Below are 15,951 nucleotides of genomic sequence, written 5' to 3'. Positions count from 1 at the left end.
CGCACATGCCTAACGATTATAGGAATGATCGGATCAGTGCGAAGCGCCTTTTGCCAGGCGGCGTGCGGCTAGACCGTCGACAGCGCGCCGGCGTCCGGGGCCGTCACGACGCGGTTGCGCCCCATGGCCTTGGCCGCGTAAAGCGCGGCGTCCGCCCGCGCCATCACGGCCTCCAGCGCGTCGCCCGGCGCAATGCAGGCCACGCCCGCGCTGAACGTGCAACGCACGCCGTCGTGCGCCGCCCGCTCGAGCGCCAGCCGCAGCGCGTTCGTGAACCGCAGGGCCTCGGGCTTGCGCGTGCCGGCGAACACCACGCCGAACTCCTCGCCGCCCAGGCGCCCGAACAGGTCGCACGCGCGCAACTCCCTCGCCACGACCGCGCCGAAATGCGTCAAGGTGCGATCGCCTGCCGCGTGGCCAAAGCCGTCGTTGATGGCCTTGAAGTTGTCGATGTCGAGGATCGCGACGGCAAGCGGCTCGCCCGCCGCCAGCGCGCGCGCATGCAAGGCGTTCGCCTTCGCCATGAACGCGCGCCGCATGAGCGCGCCGGTCAGTTCGTCGATCGTCGCGAGCTTCTCCATTCTGCGCACGAGCTGATCGTGCGCCACCATCGCCATGCCGATCGACATGCACGGCAGCGTGATGATCGCGAGCCCGACGAACAACACGCTCCAGGCAGTCGGTTGCAGATAGGTGACCGGCGCCATCGCGCCGATGGCGACGCCCACGGCGCGCGCGCCATGCACCAGCGCGCCGAGATACGCGGCCACGGTGACGAACCAGTAGCCGTAGCGCGCGCCGTCTCGCGGCGCGTGCCGCAGCACGAGCGTGCCCACGGCGACCCGCCCGTAAGCCAGCACGGCCGAGACGAGCGCAACCCGCATTTCGACGTCCGGCGCCACGCAGGTGACATACACCAGCGCGCCATAGGCGACGATGAACGCCGCCGTCTCGTCGCGCCGCGCGGGACGTATGCCGAAGAACTGGCGCGTGCCCTGCACGAGCAGCGCGACCGCCACGAAGGTGATAAACCCGACGACCATGATCGCGGCGGGCGCGGGCCGCTCGTCGATGAACAGCACGAGCGACGAGACCACCGCGAGCAGAGCATAAGCCGCGCACCAGCGGTCGATGCCGGGCACGGCGGCACGCCGCAGCGAACCCAGTATGGCGACGCTCATCAGGCACGAGGCGATCAGGATGCCGAATAGCGCGAGGGTGCTGGGCATGAAAAGGGATCGGGCGGGGTCAGTCGTAGTCGGGCGCGAACACGGGGCGCGCCGATTTAAAACAGCGCGAATTCACCGCAAATGAAAGCGAAACGAAATATGTTAAAGCCGCGAAAAGCCCGATCGGTCCAGGCGATAAAGAACCGTATCGTATCGCAAACGGGTAACGGCTCAATACGGTCGAACGGCATTTAAAGCGCTTGGGGGTCAATCCGGAAAACGGCGATCCGGCGGCGTTTCCCGACCGACCGTGCGACAACTCGCCGCATATCCGGCAAGGCGTGGGGCCAGGCCGCGCCCAAGGCGAGCGTCGTACACTATCTCACTTCACGCCCGCCGCCCGGAAAGCCGCCGTGCCTATCCATTACCTGCGCAGCTTCACCTCAGTCGACCGCACCGAGCGGGCCAACCTGCGGCTCGGCCGCGCGCTCGCCTGGGTGGCCGGCGCGATCAACGCGGGCGGGTTTCTCGCGGTCGGGCAGTACACCTCGCACATGTCGGGCATCGTTTCGTCGCTCGCGGACAACGTCGCGCTCGGCGATTTCGGCATCGCGCTGGCCGCGATCAGCTCCGTGATCGCCTTTGCCAGCGGCGCGGCGACCTCGGCCATCCTGATCAACTGGGGACGCCGCCGCGGCGCGCACAGCGTCTACGCCTTGCCGCTGCTGCTCGAAGCCGCCCTGCTGCTGTGCTTTGCCGCCCTCGGCGCGAATCTGGAAGTGCACCGCGTGCTGTTCGTGCCGGTCACGGTCGCGCTGCTCTGCTATGTCATGGGCGTGCAAAACGCCATGATCACGAAAATCTCGCACGCCGAAATCCGCACCACGCACGTCACCGGCATCGTGACGGACCTGGGCATCGAACTGGGCAAGGCGCTGTACTGGAACTGGGGCGTGCCCGTGGCCGCCGGGCATCACGTGGCGGCCGACATGCAGCGCGTGCGCGTGCTCGGCTCCCTGCTCGCCATGTTCCTCGTGGGCGGCACGCTGGGCGCGCTGGCCTTCCGCCATTTCGGCTTCGCGGCGGGCGTGCCCTTGTCGGTGGTGCTCGTGATACTCGCGAGCGTTCCGTTGACCGACGACCTGCGGCGCCTGCCGCTGCGCGAGCGTGTTTGAGCCGCGCGCGCCCTTCGGCTAGCCGCCCAGCGCAATGATCGCCGCGGTCAGCACGACGCCGAGCACCGTCATGGCAAGGCCCGCCCGCAGCGCACCCGCGCCCGTGTAGCGGCCGAGCGCATAGCCCGCGCCGAACAGCATCGCCAGCGTGAGCACGCGCGAGACGACGAGCGCCGTGACATGATCCCTGACGACGAGAAACGGCAGCGCCACCGGGAAGGTCGAGACGACCACAAGCAGAAAAATGCCGAGCGCGCCGAGCAGGTCGTTGCGCACCAGATGCGCGCGGGGCGGCAGCGTGGGCACGGCCGCGAGGCGCACGCGAATGAGTTCGAGTTCGGCGTCGTCGACGAGCGGCTCCAGCGCCCTCGGCAAGGCGTCGCGCAATGAGCGGACGGCGGCGGCCGGGTCGCGCTCGCGCTTCACGGTCAGCGCGAGCGTGAGGCGTTGCCCGCGATCGGCGAGCGTGCGCACGAGGAACATCACCGCGTCGGCGAGACCCCACGCCAGGTTGCATCCGAGCGCGGAAAAGAACATCTTGCGCCCGAGGTCTTCGCCCGTCGAAACCGCCTTGACCGCGCCCACGAAGGTCAAGGCCATGAAGAGGCCGAAACACAGTTCGGTCACGCGGTCCACGGTATTGAGAACCGGCTCGCGCTTTTCGGATTCGTCTTGCCGGGCGTGACTGGCGTTGCTGGCGTTGCTCATGAGACCTCGTCGAAAGGTGGCGGACGCGACGGACTGCCCGAACGATGATAAGTCAACCGAACCATCAAGGGCGATCAGGGACCATCAGGCACCATCAGGCACCATCAGGGGCGGCCGGGCGACGCCGGGGCGCCGGGATCGAACTCGTGCAGATACGCGGCGATCACATCGTCCACCGAGGCGCTGCGGCCGATATGGCCCACCTGCTGCTCCAGCCCTTCCGCGCGCAGCACGTCGCGCGCGCTGCCATGCGCGGCGACGATCCTGAGGATCGCGCCCGCCTCGGCAAGCCCCGCGTGCAAGGTCGCGAGCATGCGCGCGCCCGCGATATCCACGGCCGGCGAATTGGACAAATCGACGATCACCAGTTTGACGGCCCACGGCGCGCGGCGAACCGCTTCCCATACGGCGGCGCGCACGGCGTCGCTGTTGAAGTACAGCAGCGACGCCTCCACGCGGAACATCAGCACGCCGGGTATTGCCTCGTTGTCGGGATGACGCTCGACATCCGAATAGCGGTGCGTGCCGGGAATGCGCCCGAGAATCGCCACGTGAGGATGCGCGGCGCGCCCGATGAGCAGCAGCATCGAAGCGAGCACCGCGACGATCACGCCATTGAGAATGCCCAGCAGCAAGACGGCGACGAACGCGACCATCGAGACCGCGAACTCATAGCGGCTCACGCGCCACAGGTGGCGCAGCTCGCGCACGTCGATCAGGCCTTTGACGGCCACCAGCACGATCGCCGCAAGCACGACATTGGGCAGATTGGTCAGCAGGCCGGTGAGGAACATGAGGCACAGGCCGATGGCAGCCGAGGCGAGCACGAGCGCGAGCGGCGTCTTCGCACCGGCCTTGTCGTTGACGGACGATTGCGACAGGCCGCCCGCCACCGGATAGCCATGAAAGAGCCCCACGGCGAGATTCGCCGCGCCGAGTCCGAGCAGTTCCTGGCGCGGATCGATCTCGTAGCCGTTCTTTTGCGCGATCGCGCGCGCCGCCGAGACGCTCTCCACATACGAGAGCAACAGACATGCGAACGCGAGCGGCACGATGCCGTCCACGTCGCTGACGCGCACGCCAGGCAGCCGCAAATCGGGCAAGCCGCGCGGCAGCGCGCCCACAACGGAGAAGCCCATCGCCCCCAGTGGCGTAACCGTTAGCACAACGATGGAGAGCGCCACCACGATCAAGGCGACCGGCCGCCCCGGCAGATATTTTTCGCCGAGCAGCAACAGCGCCAACGTGCCGATGCCAAACGCAAGCACGACGAAATGAGTCTGCGGTAGCTGGCCCGCCAGAACCGCGATACGTTCGAAGAACGCCTCTCCGCCGCCCTTCACGCCAAAGAGCTTGGGCAACTGCGTGAGCGCGATGGTCAGCGCGGCGCCGGCCTTGAAGCCGAGCAGAATGGTTTCGCTGATGAAGTTGACGAGCGAGCTTAACCGCAGCAGCCACCCGATCAGGCACATGAGCGCGACGAGCAGCGCCGTCAACGCGGCAATCGATGCGAAACGCGCCGCATCGCCGCCCGCGAGATCGACGACCGTCACGCCCACCAGCATCGAGATCGCCGACGTGGGCCCAATGGCCAACTGGCGCGACGAGCCGAACAACGCATAGCAGATACCGCTGACCAGGTAGCAGTAAATGCCGAATTGCGGCGGCAACCCCGCGAGCGTCGCATAGGCGAGCGACACGGGAATGGCATACGCGGCCAGCGTGACGCCCGCCACGAGATCCGCGCCGAGCCAGGGCAGCCGGTAGCCCGGCAGCCATTGCGCCACCGTGAAGATCGCGCGCCAGCCTCGCGGCGGCGGCGCGCCTGCCTGGCTCACAGCGGCTACGTGCCCTTCGTCCATCGGTTCCTCCTTGCCGATCGGCCGGTCCATTGGGGTCAGGCCAGATTAAGGCATTTTCCGCCGCTTGCCGGTCACTGGCTATCGGAGTAGCAACGGACTACCATAACTATCTGCGCTCGGAGGGGACGGCAATGGCTACATATGGTATCGACGGCGTGCGCATCAGCGCTTCCACGGACCGCGTGACGCATGTGCGCTGGGCGGCAATCGACCCCCAGACGCACGACTGGCTCTCGCAGCCCAAAATCTCCGAGATCGCGGACGTCACGCAGGACATCCGCTCGGGCGCCGTGGTGTATTCCGTTTTCACGCTGGGCGGCAGGCGCTACCTCGGGCCGAAGATCAAGCCGGTTCCGCATCCCAATGGCATCGACGGCATCGACATGGAAGTGCCCGACGGCAGCGTCGAAAAATCGATGGACGATCTGCCGCGCGTCTAGCCGGGCCGGGTCAGGCCGGATGCCTCAGGTCACCGCTCAGGTCACCGCTCAAGCCACCGCCCCGGCCGCCTCCTCGATCAGTGCGCGGATGTGCGCGGCCTGGCCCGCATCGGTCGGGTTGTAGACGATCATGTGCAGGTCCGGGCGGCCATCGACGGAAAACGCCGACTGCTCCAGCTCCACCAGCCCGAGCGTCGGATGGTGCAAGCGTTTGACCGCGGCCGCTTCGCCATGCGTATGCACTTCGTTGTCTCGCCACAGGGCGTCGAACTCGGGGCTCACGCTGCACAGCTCATCCACCAGCTCGCCCACTGCCGACACGCCCCCCGCGCGCGCGACATCGGCGCGAAACGCCCCCACCACGAAACGCGCCACGCTGTCCCAGTCGTGCTGTTTCGCGCGCACGTCGGGGTTGCAGAACAGGAAACGCAGGATATTGCGCTGGCCGGCGGGCAGCTTGCCGTAGTCGGTCAACACGACGGCGGCCGCGCGATTCCACGCCACGACATCCCACGTGGCGGTCTTGACGATGGCGGGACTGAAGCTGAGCGAATCGAGCAGGCGTTGCAGCCGTGGATTGACCCCGTCAACCGGCCGGTAGCGCACTTCGGGCGGCCGCCCGAGGCCCAGCATGAAGAGGTGTTCGCGTTCGGGGTCGGTGAGCATCAACGCGCTGCAAATGCGCTCGAGCACCTCCGCCGAAGGCGCGCCGCCGCGCCCCTGCTCCAGCCACGTGTACCAGGTCGGGCTGATGTTGGCGCGCTGCGCGACTTCTTCGCGGCGCAGCCCCGGCGTGCGCCTGCGCCCGCTAAAGCCAAAGCTGGCGGGGTCCAGGCGCGTGCGGCAACGCCTGAGAAAGTCGCCGAGCGAGCTGGCCGAATGGATGGGAATGGAAAGCCTGTTAGTCATCTTACTATGATGATCTCACTACTTTAACGGTATAAGAATTCCAAGGATAGTACGCACGTCACGTCACCACCAGGGAGTTGACCATGCGTATTTTTCTGACCGGAGCGACCGGTTTCATCGGCTCGGCGCTCGTGCCCGAACTCATCGGCGCCGGCCACGAGGTGACCGGCATGACCCGTTCCGAGGCGGGCGCGCAAGCGCTGGCCAAAGCGGGCGCCGAAGTCCACCACGGCACGCTGGAGGACCCGGAAAGCCTGCGCAGCGGCGCGGCGCGCGCGGACGCCGTGATCCACGCGGCCTTCGATCACGACTTCTCGCGCTTCCTCGAAAACTGCGAGAAGGACCGGCGCGCCATCGCGGCGCTCGGCGCGGCGCTCGCGGGTTCGAACCGCGCGCTGATCGTCACCTCCGGCACCGGCGCGGGCCTGGGCGAGCACGGCGAGCCCGCCAGCGAGGACGTCTTCAATCCGGGCCATCGCAATCCGCGTCTCGCCTCCGAACTCGCCGCGCAAGCGCTGCTGGAGCAAGGGCTCAACGTAGGCGTGATGCGCCTGCCGCAAGTGCACAACCCGTTCCGGCAGGGGCTCATCACGCCGCTCGTCGCCATCGCGCGCGAGAAGGGCGTGTGCGCCTATGTGGGCGACGGCCAGAACCGCTGGCCGGCCGGGCATCTCTCGGACGTCGTGCGGCTGTACCGTCTCGCCGTCGAGAAGGGCGCGGCGGGGGCACGCTATCACGCGGTGGGCGAGGAAGGCGTAGCAAGCCGCGTCATTGCCGAAGCGCTGGGCCGCGGACTGAACCTGCCCGCCGTGTCGATCGCGCCCGAAGAAGCCGCCGCGCATTTCGGCTGGATGGGCATGTTCGTCGGCATGGACATGCCCGCTTCGAGCGCGCTCACCCAGGCACGCCTTGGCTGGCGTCCCACGGGGCCGACGCTCATCGCCGATCTCGACCAGGCGCGTTTCGCGCAAGCGTAACGGCAAGCGCCGCCAACCCGATGCCTGCCACTGCTGCTTGATCAGTCATCCTGAAGACTTGAGGAAGCGGAAATCGCAGCCCTCGTCGGCCTGGAGGATCTCGCGCTCGTAAAGACTCGCATAGCCGCGCGCATGCCGCGGCAGTGCGCGCGGCGGTTGCGCTTCGCGCCGCCGCGCGAGTTCGTCGTCGGGCACGAGCAGTTCGAGCGAGCGCTTCGACACGCTCAGACGGATGCGGTCGCCGCTGCGCACGAGGCCGAGCGGGCCGCCCGAGGCCGCATCGGGCGTGATGTGCAGCACGATCGTGCCGTAGGCGGTGCCGCTCATGCGCGCATCGGACAGGCGCACCATGTCCTTCACGCCCGCGCGCGCGAGCTTGCGCGGAATCGGCAGATAGCCCGCCTCGGGCATCGCCGCCTCGCTCGTGGGTCCGGCGTTTTGCAGCACCAGAAAGTCGTCGGGCGTGACGTCGAGCGCGTCGCTGTCGATGCGGTTTGCCAGGTCCTCCAGCGAACTGAACACCACGGCGCGCCCTTCCTTCTCGAACAGCGCCGGGTCGGCGGCCGAGCGCTTGAGGATCGCCCCGCGCGGCGCAAGATTGCCGAACAGCGCGACGAGCCCGCCGGTTTCGCGCACCGGCTGCGCGGCGGGCCGCACCACCTCGCGATCCACCCAGCTCACCGCGTCGAGCCGCTCGCCGAGCGTCTCGCCCGTCACCATGCGGCAATCCAGATGCAGCAGCGGCTTGAGTTCGCGCAGGATCGCGGGCACGCCGCCCGCCGCGTACAGGTCTTCCATGTAGTGCTGACCGGTCGGTTTCAGGTCGACCAGCACCGGCGTCGTTTCGCTCAGCGCGTTCAGGTGCCGGAGATCGACCTGGATGCCAAGGCGCCCCGCGATCGCCGTGAGGTGGATCACCGCATTGGTCGAGCCGCCGATCGCGAGCAGCACGCGCAGCGCGTTCTCCACCGAGCGCGGCGTGATGATCTCACTCGGCAGGATGGGGTTCGCGATCAGGTTGAACGCCACGCGGCCGGTTTCCTCGGCAATGCGCAGGCGGTCGGCATCCACGGCCGGGCAGGCGGCGCTGTTCGCGGGCATCATGCCGAGCGTTTCGGCGATGATCGCCATCGTGCTGGCCGTGCCCATCACCGCACAGGTGCCCGCCGTCGAGGCGAGACGCCGCTCCACGGTGTCGATCTCGTCGGCGTCGATATCCCCGGCGCGGAACTTCGCCCAGAAGCGGCGGCAATCGGTGCAGGCGCCAAGCCGCTCGCCGCGATGCCGGCTCGTGGACATCGGCCCCGCCACGAGCTGCACGGCGGGCAGGTTCGCCGAAGCCGCGCCCATGAGCTGCGCGGGCACGGTCTTGTCGCAGCCGCCCAGCAGCACGACCGCGTCCATGGGCTGCGCGCGCGTCATTTCCTCGACGTCCATCGACATCAGGTTGCGGAATTTAAGGCTCGTGGGCGTGAGAAACGTCTCGCCGAGCGAGATGGTCGGAAACTCGATCGGCAGGCCGCCCGCGGCCAGCACGCCGCGCTTGACCGCTTCGATCATCTCGGGAAAGTGGCGATGGCAGTTGTTGAAGCCGCTGGCCGAATGCGCAATGCCTACAATGGGACGATCGAGCATCTCGCGGCTGTAGCCCATCGAGCTTGCGAACGTGCGGCGCAGATAGACGCTGAACTCACGGTCGCCATAGTTCGTGAGCCCTTTGGCAAAGCCTGCTGGTTTCCCGTCGTGCGGCTCGCTCATCGTTTCTCCTTGCCAGGATGCGTTGCGGACGAACGCCGACTTTACACCGCCCTGGCCGCTTGCGTCGCCGTCGAATCTCCGGGCGCATTACAGAACACCTACAGGCGCGCGGCGATTCGAGGCATCGCATTTGCTACCCGTGAAGGTTCCGACCTCCCAATCCACTGAAGCCCGATCATGCCGACGAATCCGCCCACCCGCCATTACGCCAGATCCACGCCTGCCACGCCGAGCGCCAAAGTGGCCTCCCATCCCCATGGCGCGCCCGCCTCGCCGGCCGGCAAGCACCCGGCACCGCCCTGCACGCTCGTCATCTTCGGCGCGGGCGGCGACCTCACCCAGCGCCTGCTGATGCCCGCGCTGTACAACCTCGCCGTCGACCGCCTGCTCGACGACGCCACGAAGATCATCGGCGTCAATCATGGCGAGCGCGCAACGCAGGCCTGGCGCGACGACCTGCACGGCGCGCTGCAAACCTTCGCCGCCGACAAGGCGAGCACCTTCCACGCCGGCAAGCTCGACGAAGAGGCCTGGAACTGGGTTGGCGACCGCCTGCAATACATGGCGGGCGAATTCGAGGACGACGCGACGTATGCGCGTCTCGCGCAGCAACTGGGCGGCAAGACGGCCGGCCAGGGCGCCGGCAACGTCGTGTTCTACCTCGCCGTGGGCGCGCGCTTCTTCAAGCCGATCATCGAACGGCTCGGCAAGGCCGGTTTGCTCGACGAAAGCCAGGCGGGCAACGGCGCGTTTCGCCGCGTCGTGATCGAAAAGCCGTTTGGCGCCGACCTCGCCTCCGCCCGCGACCTGAACGCTCACCTGCTGAGCTTCATGAACGAATCGCAGGTCTACCGCATCGACCATTTCCTCGGCAAGGACACCGTGCAGAGCATTCTCGCCGTGCGCTTCGCCAACGCGCTGTTCGAGCCGGTGTGGCGGCGCGAATACATCGACTGCGTGCAGATCACGGCTTCCGAGGTGATCGGCGTGGAGGGGCGCGGCCGCTTCTACGAGCAGACCGGCGCGTTTCGCGACATGGTGCCGAACCATCTGTTCCAGTTGCTCGGCATGGTCGCGATGGAGCCGCCCAATTCCTTCGACGCCGAAGCGGTGCGCAACCGCAAAGCGGAAATATTCGACGCGCTCAAGCCGCTCACGCCCGACGACGTGGTGTTCGGGCAGTACGGCCAGGGCGCGGCGGGCGTGGCCTACCGCGACGAACCCGATGTCGCGAAGGACAGCCGCACCGAAACCTACGCCGCCGCGCGCGTGCAGATCGACAACTGGCGCTGGGCGGGCGTGCCGTTCTACCTGCGCACCGGCAAGCGGCTCGCCTCGCGGCGCACGGAAATCTCGGTGCAGCTCAAGCGCGTGCCGTTTCGCCTTTTCCGCGACACGCCCGTGGACGCGCTCACGCCCAACGTGCTGACGCTGCGCATCGACCCCACGCATGGCACGAGCTTCGACTTCAACGTCAAGACGCCGGGGCCGGTCGTGCAGATCGGCGCGGTGCACTCCACCTTCGACTACGACGACTTCTTCGCGGAACACGCCAATGTCGGCTACGAGACACTGCTGTACGATTGCATGCTCGGAGACCCGACGCTCTTTCAGCGCGCCGACGGCGTGGAAGCCGCCTGGGCGGCCGTGGATGGCGTGCTGCATCCACCACACGGCGCATCGGTTGCGGTGCACGACTATGCGGCGGGCAGCGCCGGCCCGGCGCAAGCCGATGCGCTGCTCGCGCGCGACGGCCACGCCTGGCGCTCGTTGGCGCCGGATGAGCCGCACGAGCCGCACAAGCCGCAAGCCCCCGAAAAGCAGTGAACCCGACAGCAATGGAGGATGCATGGCCAATGTGAAAGCCGCGGTGAAAGCCCCGGCGAAAAAAGCGGCGAAAGCCCCCGCGAAGAAACCGCTGAAAGCCGCTGCAAAGAAGACCGCAAAAGCGCCCGCACGCCAATCGCGCGCATCGAGCGGCATCGAAAACATTCTCGCCATCGACATCGGCGGCACCGGCCTGAAGGCCGCGATCATCGATGCGGACGGCAATATGCGCACCTCGCGTGCGCGCGTGGCGACGCCCCACCCCTGCCCGCCCGCGCTGCTCGTCGAAACGCTTTGCACGCTCGTCGCGCCGTTGGTCGAGGCGTATCCGCCCACGCATGTTTCGATCGGCTTCCCTGGTTTCGTGCGCAACAATCGCGTGCTCACCGCCCCGCATCTCGGGCCCGAGGGCTGGAACGACGTGCCGCTCGCCCAGATGCTCGGCGAGCGTCTCGGCATCCCTTCCGTGCGCATGATCAATGACGCGGAAATGCAGGGCCTCGCCGCCATCGAAGGGCGCGGTCTGGAGTTCGTCATGACGCTCGGCACGGGCGTGGGCACGGCGATGTTCCGCGACGGCGAGCTCATGCCCCACCTCGAACTCGCGCATCACCCGGTCAGCAAGAACCACGCGTACGACGAGTACATCGGCGACGCCGCGCGACGCAAGGCGGGCAAAAAACGCTGGAACAAGCGCGTCGAGAAGATCATCGGCGTTCTCGACTCGCTCGTGCACTACGACAAGCTGTGGATAGGCGGCGGCAACGCATCGCGCCTCACGTTCGAGCTGCCGCCGAACGTGGCCACCGTGTCGAACGACCGGGGCATCGAGGGCGGCGCGCGCCTGTGGCATCCGCGTTCGGTGCGCGAAACGCGTTAGGGCGCCTGCGGGACGCGCTCGTTGCGAATACGGGCGCGGCCGTTCAGCCCGCCGCGCCCGGCCAGGGCAATGCGCTCGCGCGCGTGCCCACCTTGCGGCCCACGATCTCGTAGATCGACACGTCGTCGCGCTCGAACGCCGTGGCCCAGTCGCGCAGATACGTGCACCATGTCTGATACTTGCGGTCGTTCACGAGCTGGCGCAACGCCAGTTCCTTCGCGCGGAAGTTCGCCTCCCACAAGTGCAGCGTCCTCACGCAATGGCGCCGCAGGTTCTGGATGTTCGACACTTCGATGCCGCTTTCGCGCATCGCCGTCAACGCATAGCCCAGGTCGGGCAGTTCGTCGTCGGGGTAAAGATGGCGCGCGAGATACGCGCCGTTGTCGAGCCCGAAGCGCGAGTCGATGCTGCCCGGCCCCGTTGTCGTGATGCCGTGACTCACGAGCACGCCGTCGGCCGCGAGACGCTCCTGCAAGACTGTCACGTAATCCTGAAGATCGCTGCGGCCCTCGCACTCGAACACGCCCAGGCTCGTAATACGGTCGAATCGGCCTCTCACATCGGCGTACGATTGCAGACGGATGTCGACCCGGTCGGCAAGGCCCGCCGCCTTGACGCACTCGGTGGCCCATTCGAACTGGTTCCTCGACTGCGTGATGCCCGTGCAGCGTGCGCCGAACTTTTCGGCGGCGCGGATCACGAGCGCCCCCCAGCCGCAATCGACATCGAGCAGGCGGTGGTCCGGCCGCAAACCGATTTTCGTGAGCACGTGGTCGATTTTCTTGAGTTGCGCGGTAGTGAGGTCTTCGTCGCCGTTTTCGAACCATGCACACGAATAGACCATTCTGGGGTCGAGCCACATCGCATAGTATTCGTTCGGCACATCGCCCAGGTGCGCGTCGCGCTCGGACATCACGCTTGCCGCAACCGACTTCAGGAAGGAGCCGATTGCGCGTTTTGTTTTTCCCGCCGCTTTGTCTTCATCAGGCATCTATTTCTCCGGTGTGGGACGCTGCCAGTGGTCACTAACGATTCGCATCGGCGTGCTCGTCGGTTGCGCCCGGCCGTTTGCCGGTGGGCGCGAAGCGCTCGCTGCGCGGCACCCACACGCGCCGGAACTGCTCCCGTTCACGCTCCTCCGTGAACACCGACAAGGAAGGCTTGACCAGGTCGTGGCGGGATACGATGCCGAGCAGGCGGAAAGTCTTGTCATCCTCAACCACGGGAACGCGGTCAAGGCCCGTGATGGCGAGCCGCGCGGCCACGTTTCGGCATGTCTCGCCGGGCAACGCGATCTCGGGCCTGCCTTGGGAAAACAGACCGCCAATGGGCGCTTCCTTCATGCCGGCGGGTGAGCGGTCCAGCAAGGCGCGGTCGGCCATGCCCACGAGCACGCCGTCGGCCACGACGGGAAACGCGCGGAACTTTTGCTGCGCGCCGAAATAATCGCGCAGCACCTCGGCCACGCTCAAGCGCGCATCGATCGTCTGGACGCCTTTCGTCATCACCTCTTCCACATAGTGCCGTTCCAGCGGGTCGATACTGTATTCGCGATAGATGTGATAGCCGCGGCGCGCGATTTTCTCGGTCAGGATCGAGCGGCGCATCAGCAGCACCGTGAAGCCGTATGCCACGGCGGCCGAAGCGAGCAGTGGCAGCAGCGCGTTGGCGTCGCCCGTCAACTCGAACGCGAACACGGCGGCCATCACGGGCGCGCGCATCATGCCGCCGAGCGCCGCCGCCATGAAGATGAGCGGCCACACCGCCGGTTCGTTGCCGGGCATGTACGGCGCAGCGAGCGCGCCGACGCCCGCGCCCATCATGAGCAACGGAGCGAGCACGCCGCCCGAGGTGCCGGAGGCCAATGCGATGACCCAGATGATTGCCTTGACGACGACGATGCCGACCACGACCTGGATGGCGAGATGGTTGTGGAGGAGATCGCCGATCACGTCGTAGCCCACGCCCAGCGTGCGCGGCTGAAAATAGCCGCCGATGCCGACCGCGACCGCGCCCAGCGCCGGCCACCACATCCAGTGGATCGGCAGCCTGGCGAAGAGGTCTTCGACCTTGTAGAGCCACGTGGACAAACCCCAGGACAACGCGCCCGCGATCAACCCGGCAATGCCGGCAGAGACGATGCCAATGGGACCGAGCGGCAGCGTGTGTAGCGGAAACAGCGGGCCGTCGCCGAGCAGCAGCGGACGCGTGAAGCCCGCCACGGCGCAGGCGATGGCGACCGGCAACAGGCTGCGCGGACGCAGTTCGAAGAGCAGAAGCTCGATGGCGAGCAGCACGGCGGCAACCGGCGTGCCGAACACGGCGGTCATGCCCGCCACCGCGCCCGCGACCAGAAGCGCCTTGCGCTCCGCGCCGGAAAGGTGAAAGAACTGCGCGATGAGCGAGCCGATCGCGCCACCCGTCATGATGATCGGGCCTTCGGCCCCGAACGGCCCGCCGCTGCCGATGGCAATGGCCGAGGCGAGCGGCTTGAGCACCGCCACCTTCGGCGACATCCTGCTCTTGCCGAACAGAATGGCTTCGATGGCTTCGGGAATGCCGTGGCCGCGAATCTGCTCCGAGCCGTAGCGCGCGATCAAGCCCACCACCAGACCGCCGACGACAGGAACCACGACGACGAGCAGGCCGAGCGTATTCTGCGCGGGCGAGAGGTTCGCGGTGGAGAGCGTCTGGAAGAAAAACAGGTTCGTGAAGAAGTGGATGAGATGCAGGAGGAAGTCCGCCGCCACGGTGCTCAGCGCGCCGCCGGCGGCGGCGATGGCGCTGATGCGCAGGAGCCGGACATCGGTTGCGAAATCGCCCCGGTGATCGCCTTTATGGTCGCCCTTGTAATCGCCCATGGTTCCCCTTGCCGGGCGCAGCAGTGGTGTCGCCCTCCCCGTCATTTATATCACATTGTGATGTAAATGACGAAATCGCCGGAATGGCAAGCGGGTGTGTCGATCGAACGACAGCGAGCAGAACCATTGGGAGCCAGATCAGGCTCGCGCGGCGTCGGGCTCGGACTGCGCTAAAGTCTGCCTGGACGGGTGTCGATATCCCGTCATGGCACTCCGGTTCAACGGCCAAGGCCCGTCGCCTCGTGCGAGGCAACCCATGCGCCGCGCAAATTCGCAACGCTATTCAATGGTGGTGGTCGCAGGCATGCCGCACGCACGGAGAACCGGATTGCCCGGAACGCATAGCCGCTTCGAGGACGATGAAGAACGAAAGTTGTTCTGGGAAAGCGCCGCGCAAAGCTCGCGCCACCTCGCCGTAGCGGTGCAGTTGTTCGGGCTCGTGGCGTGGCTCATGTCGCGCGCCCTCGCCAATCCCAATGCGAGGTTCAGCACGCCGGACACGCTCATTGCGGTCGGCGGCATGCTCGCTTCGATGGGCATCACGTACGCATCGCGCGGCCGCCGCATGGACGGGTTCGGCCGCTTCGCCTGTGCGGCCTTCACCGCGCTCGCGTTTCACTCCAATCTGCCCGGTACGCAACACCCCGCGTTCTGGGTGCTCCCCATGGGCATTGCCATCATAGTGGGCATGGCCCCGGTGTTCTCGGGCTCCTGCAACTACGTGGCAAGCGCGCTCGTCGTCTGGCTCATCATCTCTCGCGGCGCGGTGAGCGAACTGCTGAACGCGCCGGAGCGCAACTGGATCGCGCTGTTCGCGCTCTCGGGCCTGGCGCTCGGGCTCCTGCTCAATGTGCTGTTCGTACAGGAGCGCAAAAAGACCTTCCTCGTGCAGCGAGAACTGGCGCGGCTCGCCTACCGCGACGCGCTCACCGAAATCCCCAATCGCCGCAGTTTCATGCTGGCGATCGACGAGTGTCGTGGCCGTCCATCGGCTGCCGAATACTGGCTGCTGCTCATCGACGTCGACGACTTCAAGCAGATCAACGACACCTCCGGGCACGACGTGGGCGACCAGGTGCTGATTGCGGCAGCCCAGGCGATCGCGCACTGCGCGACCCCGCATGTTTGCGGACGCCTGGGCGGTGAAGAATTCGGCGTGATCTATTCAGGCGACCGGCAAGGCGCTTACACGCTCGCTCACCGGATTCGCGACGCCGTGGCAAGCGAGTGCAGGTCCGGGCACACCGTGACGGTGAGCATCGGCATTGCGCGGATCGCGAGGCAGATCGGCGTGCCTGAAACGTTCCGCCTCGCCGATCGCGGGCTTTATGAAGCGAAGCGGCAAGGCAAGAACCGGTGCGTGCTCGTCAAACCGTAGCAAGGGT

General features: G+C 67.0%; 13 protein-coding genes. 6 read left to right on the top strand and 7 right to left on the bottom strand.

The window, feature by feature from the left end; translation table 11 throughout:
• Positions 1 to 68 precede the first annotated feature (68 nt).
• The gene (locus tag C7401_RS22900; protein ID WP_112173695.1) at positions 69 to 1,229 is read right to left on the bottom strand and encodes a GGDEF domain-containing protein; all 1,161 of its coding nucleotides are present in this window, start codon (positions 1,227 to 1,229) and stop codon (positions 69 to 71) included.
• Between the two features lie 353 nt (positions 1,230 to 1,582).
• Between C7401_RS22900 and C7401_RS22895 the strand changes: the two genes are divergently transcribed.
• The gene (locus C7401_RS22895) at positions 1,583 to 2,344 is read left to right on the top strand and encodes a YoaK family protein (RefSeq protein WP_112173694.1); all 762 of its coding nucleotides are present in this window, start codon (positions 1,583 to 1,585) and stop codon (positions 2,342 to 2,344) included.
• Between the two features lie 18 nt (positions 2,345 to 2,362).
• Here the strand turns inward: C7401_RS22895 and C7401_RS22890 are convergent, their stop codons facing one another.
• Together C7401_RS22890 and C7401_RS22885 are read right to left on the bottom strand one after the other, a co-directional pair.
• Complete coding sequence (locus tag C7401_RS22890) at positions 2,363 to 3,052, bottom strand: VIT1/CCC1 transporter family protein (RefSeq protein ID WP_112173693.1); 690 nt, start codon at positions 3,050 to 3,052, stop codon at positions 2,363 to 2,365.
• Between the two features lie 104 nt (positions 3,053 to 3,156).
• Positions 3,157 to 4,914 (bottom strand): SulP family inorganic anion transporter, encoded by a 1,758-nt coding sequence (locus tag C7401_RS22885; protein WP_112173692.1) that lies wholly within the window; start codon positions 4,912 to 4,914, stop codon positions 3,157 to 3,159.
• Positions 4,915 to 5,045: 131 nt separating this feature from the next.
• Between C7401_RS22885 and C7401_RS22880 the strand changes: the two genes are divergently transcribed.
• Positions 5,046 to 5,354 carry a DAHP synthetase I family protein gene (locus tag C7401_RS22880; RefSeq protein ID WP_112173691.1) on the top strand — a complete coding sequence of 103 codons (309 nt, stop codon included), beginning with the start codon at positions 5,046 to 5,048 and terminating at the stop codon, positions 5,352 to 5,354.
• Positions 5,355 to 5,402: 48 nt separating this feature from the next.
• Here C7401_RS22880 and C7401_RS22875 read toward each other — a convergent pair whose 3' ends face one another.
• Positions 5,403 to 6,263 carry a helix-turn-helix transcriptional regulator gene (locus C7401_RS22875; RefSeq protein ID WP_112173690.1) on the bottom strand — a complete coding sequence of 287 codons (861 nt, stop codon included), beginning with the start codon at positions 6,261 to 6,263 and terminating at the stop codon, positions 5,403 to 5,405.
• Between the two features lie 83 nt (positions 6,264 to 6,346).
• Here C7401_RS22875 and C7401_RS22870 point away from each other — a divergent pair, with 83 nt between their 5' ends.
• The gene (locus C7401_RS22870) at positions 6,347 to 7,240 is read left to right on the top strand and encodes an SDR family oxidoreductase (RefSeq protein WP_112173689.1); all 894 of its coding nucleotides are present in this window, start codon (positions 6,347 to 6,349) and stop codon (positions 7,238 to 7,240) included.
• A gap of 45 nt (positions 7,241 to 7,285) precedes the next feature.
• Here the strand turns inward: C7401_RS22870 and C7401_RS22865 are convergent, their stop codons facing one another.
• On the bottom strand, positions 7,286 to 8,998 hold the full coding sequence (locus C7401_RS22865) for a dihydroxy-acid dehydratase (protein ID WP_112173688.1): 1,713 nt from the start codon (positions 8,996 to 8,998) through the stop codon (positions 7,286 to 7,288).
• A gap of 177 nt (positions 8,999 to 9,175) precedes the next feature.
• Between C7401_RS22865 and zwf the strand changes: the two genes are divergently transcribed.
• Positions 9,176 to 10,825: a glucose-6-phosphate dehydrogenase gene (zwf, locus tag C7401_RS22860; protein WP_112173687.1), complete on the top strand. Its 1,650-nt coding sequence runs from the start codon at positions 9,176 to 9,178 to the stop codon at positions 10,823 to 10,825.
• A 22-nt stretch (positions 10,826 to 10,847) separates the two neighbouring features.
• Positions 10,848 to 11,705: an ROK family protein gene (locus C7401_RS22855; RefSeq protein WP_112173686.1), complete on the top strand. Its 858-nt coding sequence runs from the start codon at positions 10,848 to 10,850 to the stop codon at positions 11,703 to 11,705.
• A 43-nt stretch (positions 11,706 to 11,748) separates the two neighbouring features.
• Here the strand turns inward: C7401_RS22855 and C7401_RS22850 are convergent, their stop codons facing one another.
• Entirely contained in the window at positions 11,749 to 12,696 is a 948-nt protein-coding gene (locus C7401_RS22850) for a class I SAM-dependent methyltransferase (RefSeq protein ID WP_112173685.1), read from the bottom strand.
• 34 nt (positions 12,697 to 12,730) lie between these two features.
• On the bottom strand, positions 12,731 to 14,566 hold the full coding sequence (locus C7401_RS22845; protein ID WP_112173684.1) for a chloride channel protein: 1,836 nt from the start codon (positions 14,564 to 14,566) through the stop codon (positions 12,731 to 12,733).
• 328 nt (positions 14,567 to 14,894) lie between these two features.
• Here C7401_RS22845 and C7401_RS22840 point away from each other — a divergent pair, with 328 nt between their 5' ends.
• Entirely contained in the window at positions 14,895 to 15,944 is a 1,050-nt protein-coding gene (locus tag C7401_RS22840) for a GGDEF domain-containing protein (RefSeq protein WP_181565655.1), read from the top strand.
• Positions 15,945 to 15,951 lie beyond the last annotated feature (7 nt).

The organism is Paraburkholderia unamae (assembly GCF_003268775.1).
GTDB classification, from domain to species: domain Bacteria; phylum Pseudomonadota; class Gammaproteobacteria; order Burkholderiales; family Burkholderiaceae; genus Paraburkholderia; species Paraburkholderia unamae.
The sequence above is the reverse complement of the archived record's forward strand: the minus strand, read 5'-3'. Positions and strand labels throughout refer to the sequence as shown.

Excerpts from the sequence above, each read along its gene's own strand:
- C7401_RS22885 (WP_112173692.1), bottom strand. The coding sequence starts at position 4,914 with ATGGACGAAGGGCACGTAGCCGCTGTGAGCCAGGCAGGCGCGCCGCCG.
- C7401_RS22880 (WP_112173691.1), top strand. The coding sequence starts at position 5,046 with ATGGCTACATATGGTATCGACGGCGTGCGCATCAGCGCTTCCACGGAC.
- C7401_RS22870 (WP_112173689.1), top strand. The coding sequence starts at position 6,347 with ATGCGTATTTTTCTGACCGGAGCGACCGGTTTCATCGGCTCGGCGCTC.
- C7401_RS22875 (WP_112173690.1), bottom strand. The coding sequence starts at position 6,263 with ATGACTAACAGGCTTTCCATTCCCATCCATTCGGCCAGCTCGCTCGGC.
- C7401_RS22850 (WP_112173685.1), bottom strand. The coding sequence starts at position 12,696 with ATGCCTGATGAAGACAAAGCGGCGGGAAAAACAAAACGCGCAATCGGC.
- zwf (WP_112173687.1), top strand. The coding sequence starts at position 9,176 with ATGCCGACGAATCCGCCCACCCGCCATTACGCCAGATCCACGCCTGCC.
- C7401_RS22865 (WP_112173688.1), bottom strand. The coding sequence starts at position 8,998 with ATGAGCGAGCCGCACGACGGGAAACCAGCAGGCTTTGCCAAAGGGCTC.
- C7401_RS22890 (WP_112173693.1), bottom strand. The coding sequence starts at position 3,052 with ATGAGCAACGCCAGCAACGCCAGTCACGCCCGGCAAGACGAATCCGAA.
- C7401_RS22845 (WP_112173684.1), bottom strand. The coding sequence starts at position 14,566 with ATGGGCGATTACAAGGGCGACCATAAAGGCGATCACCGGGGCGATTTC.
- C7401_RS22855 (WP_112173686.1), top strand. The coding sequence starts at position 10,848 with ATGGCCAATGTGAAAGCCGCGGTGAAAGCCCCGGCGAAAAAAGCGGCG.
- C7401_RS22900 (WP_112173695.1), bottom strand. The coding sequence starts at position 1,229 with ATGCCCAGCACCCTCGCGCTATTCGGCATCCTGATCGCCTCGTGCCTG.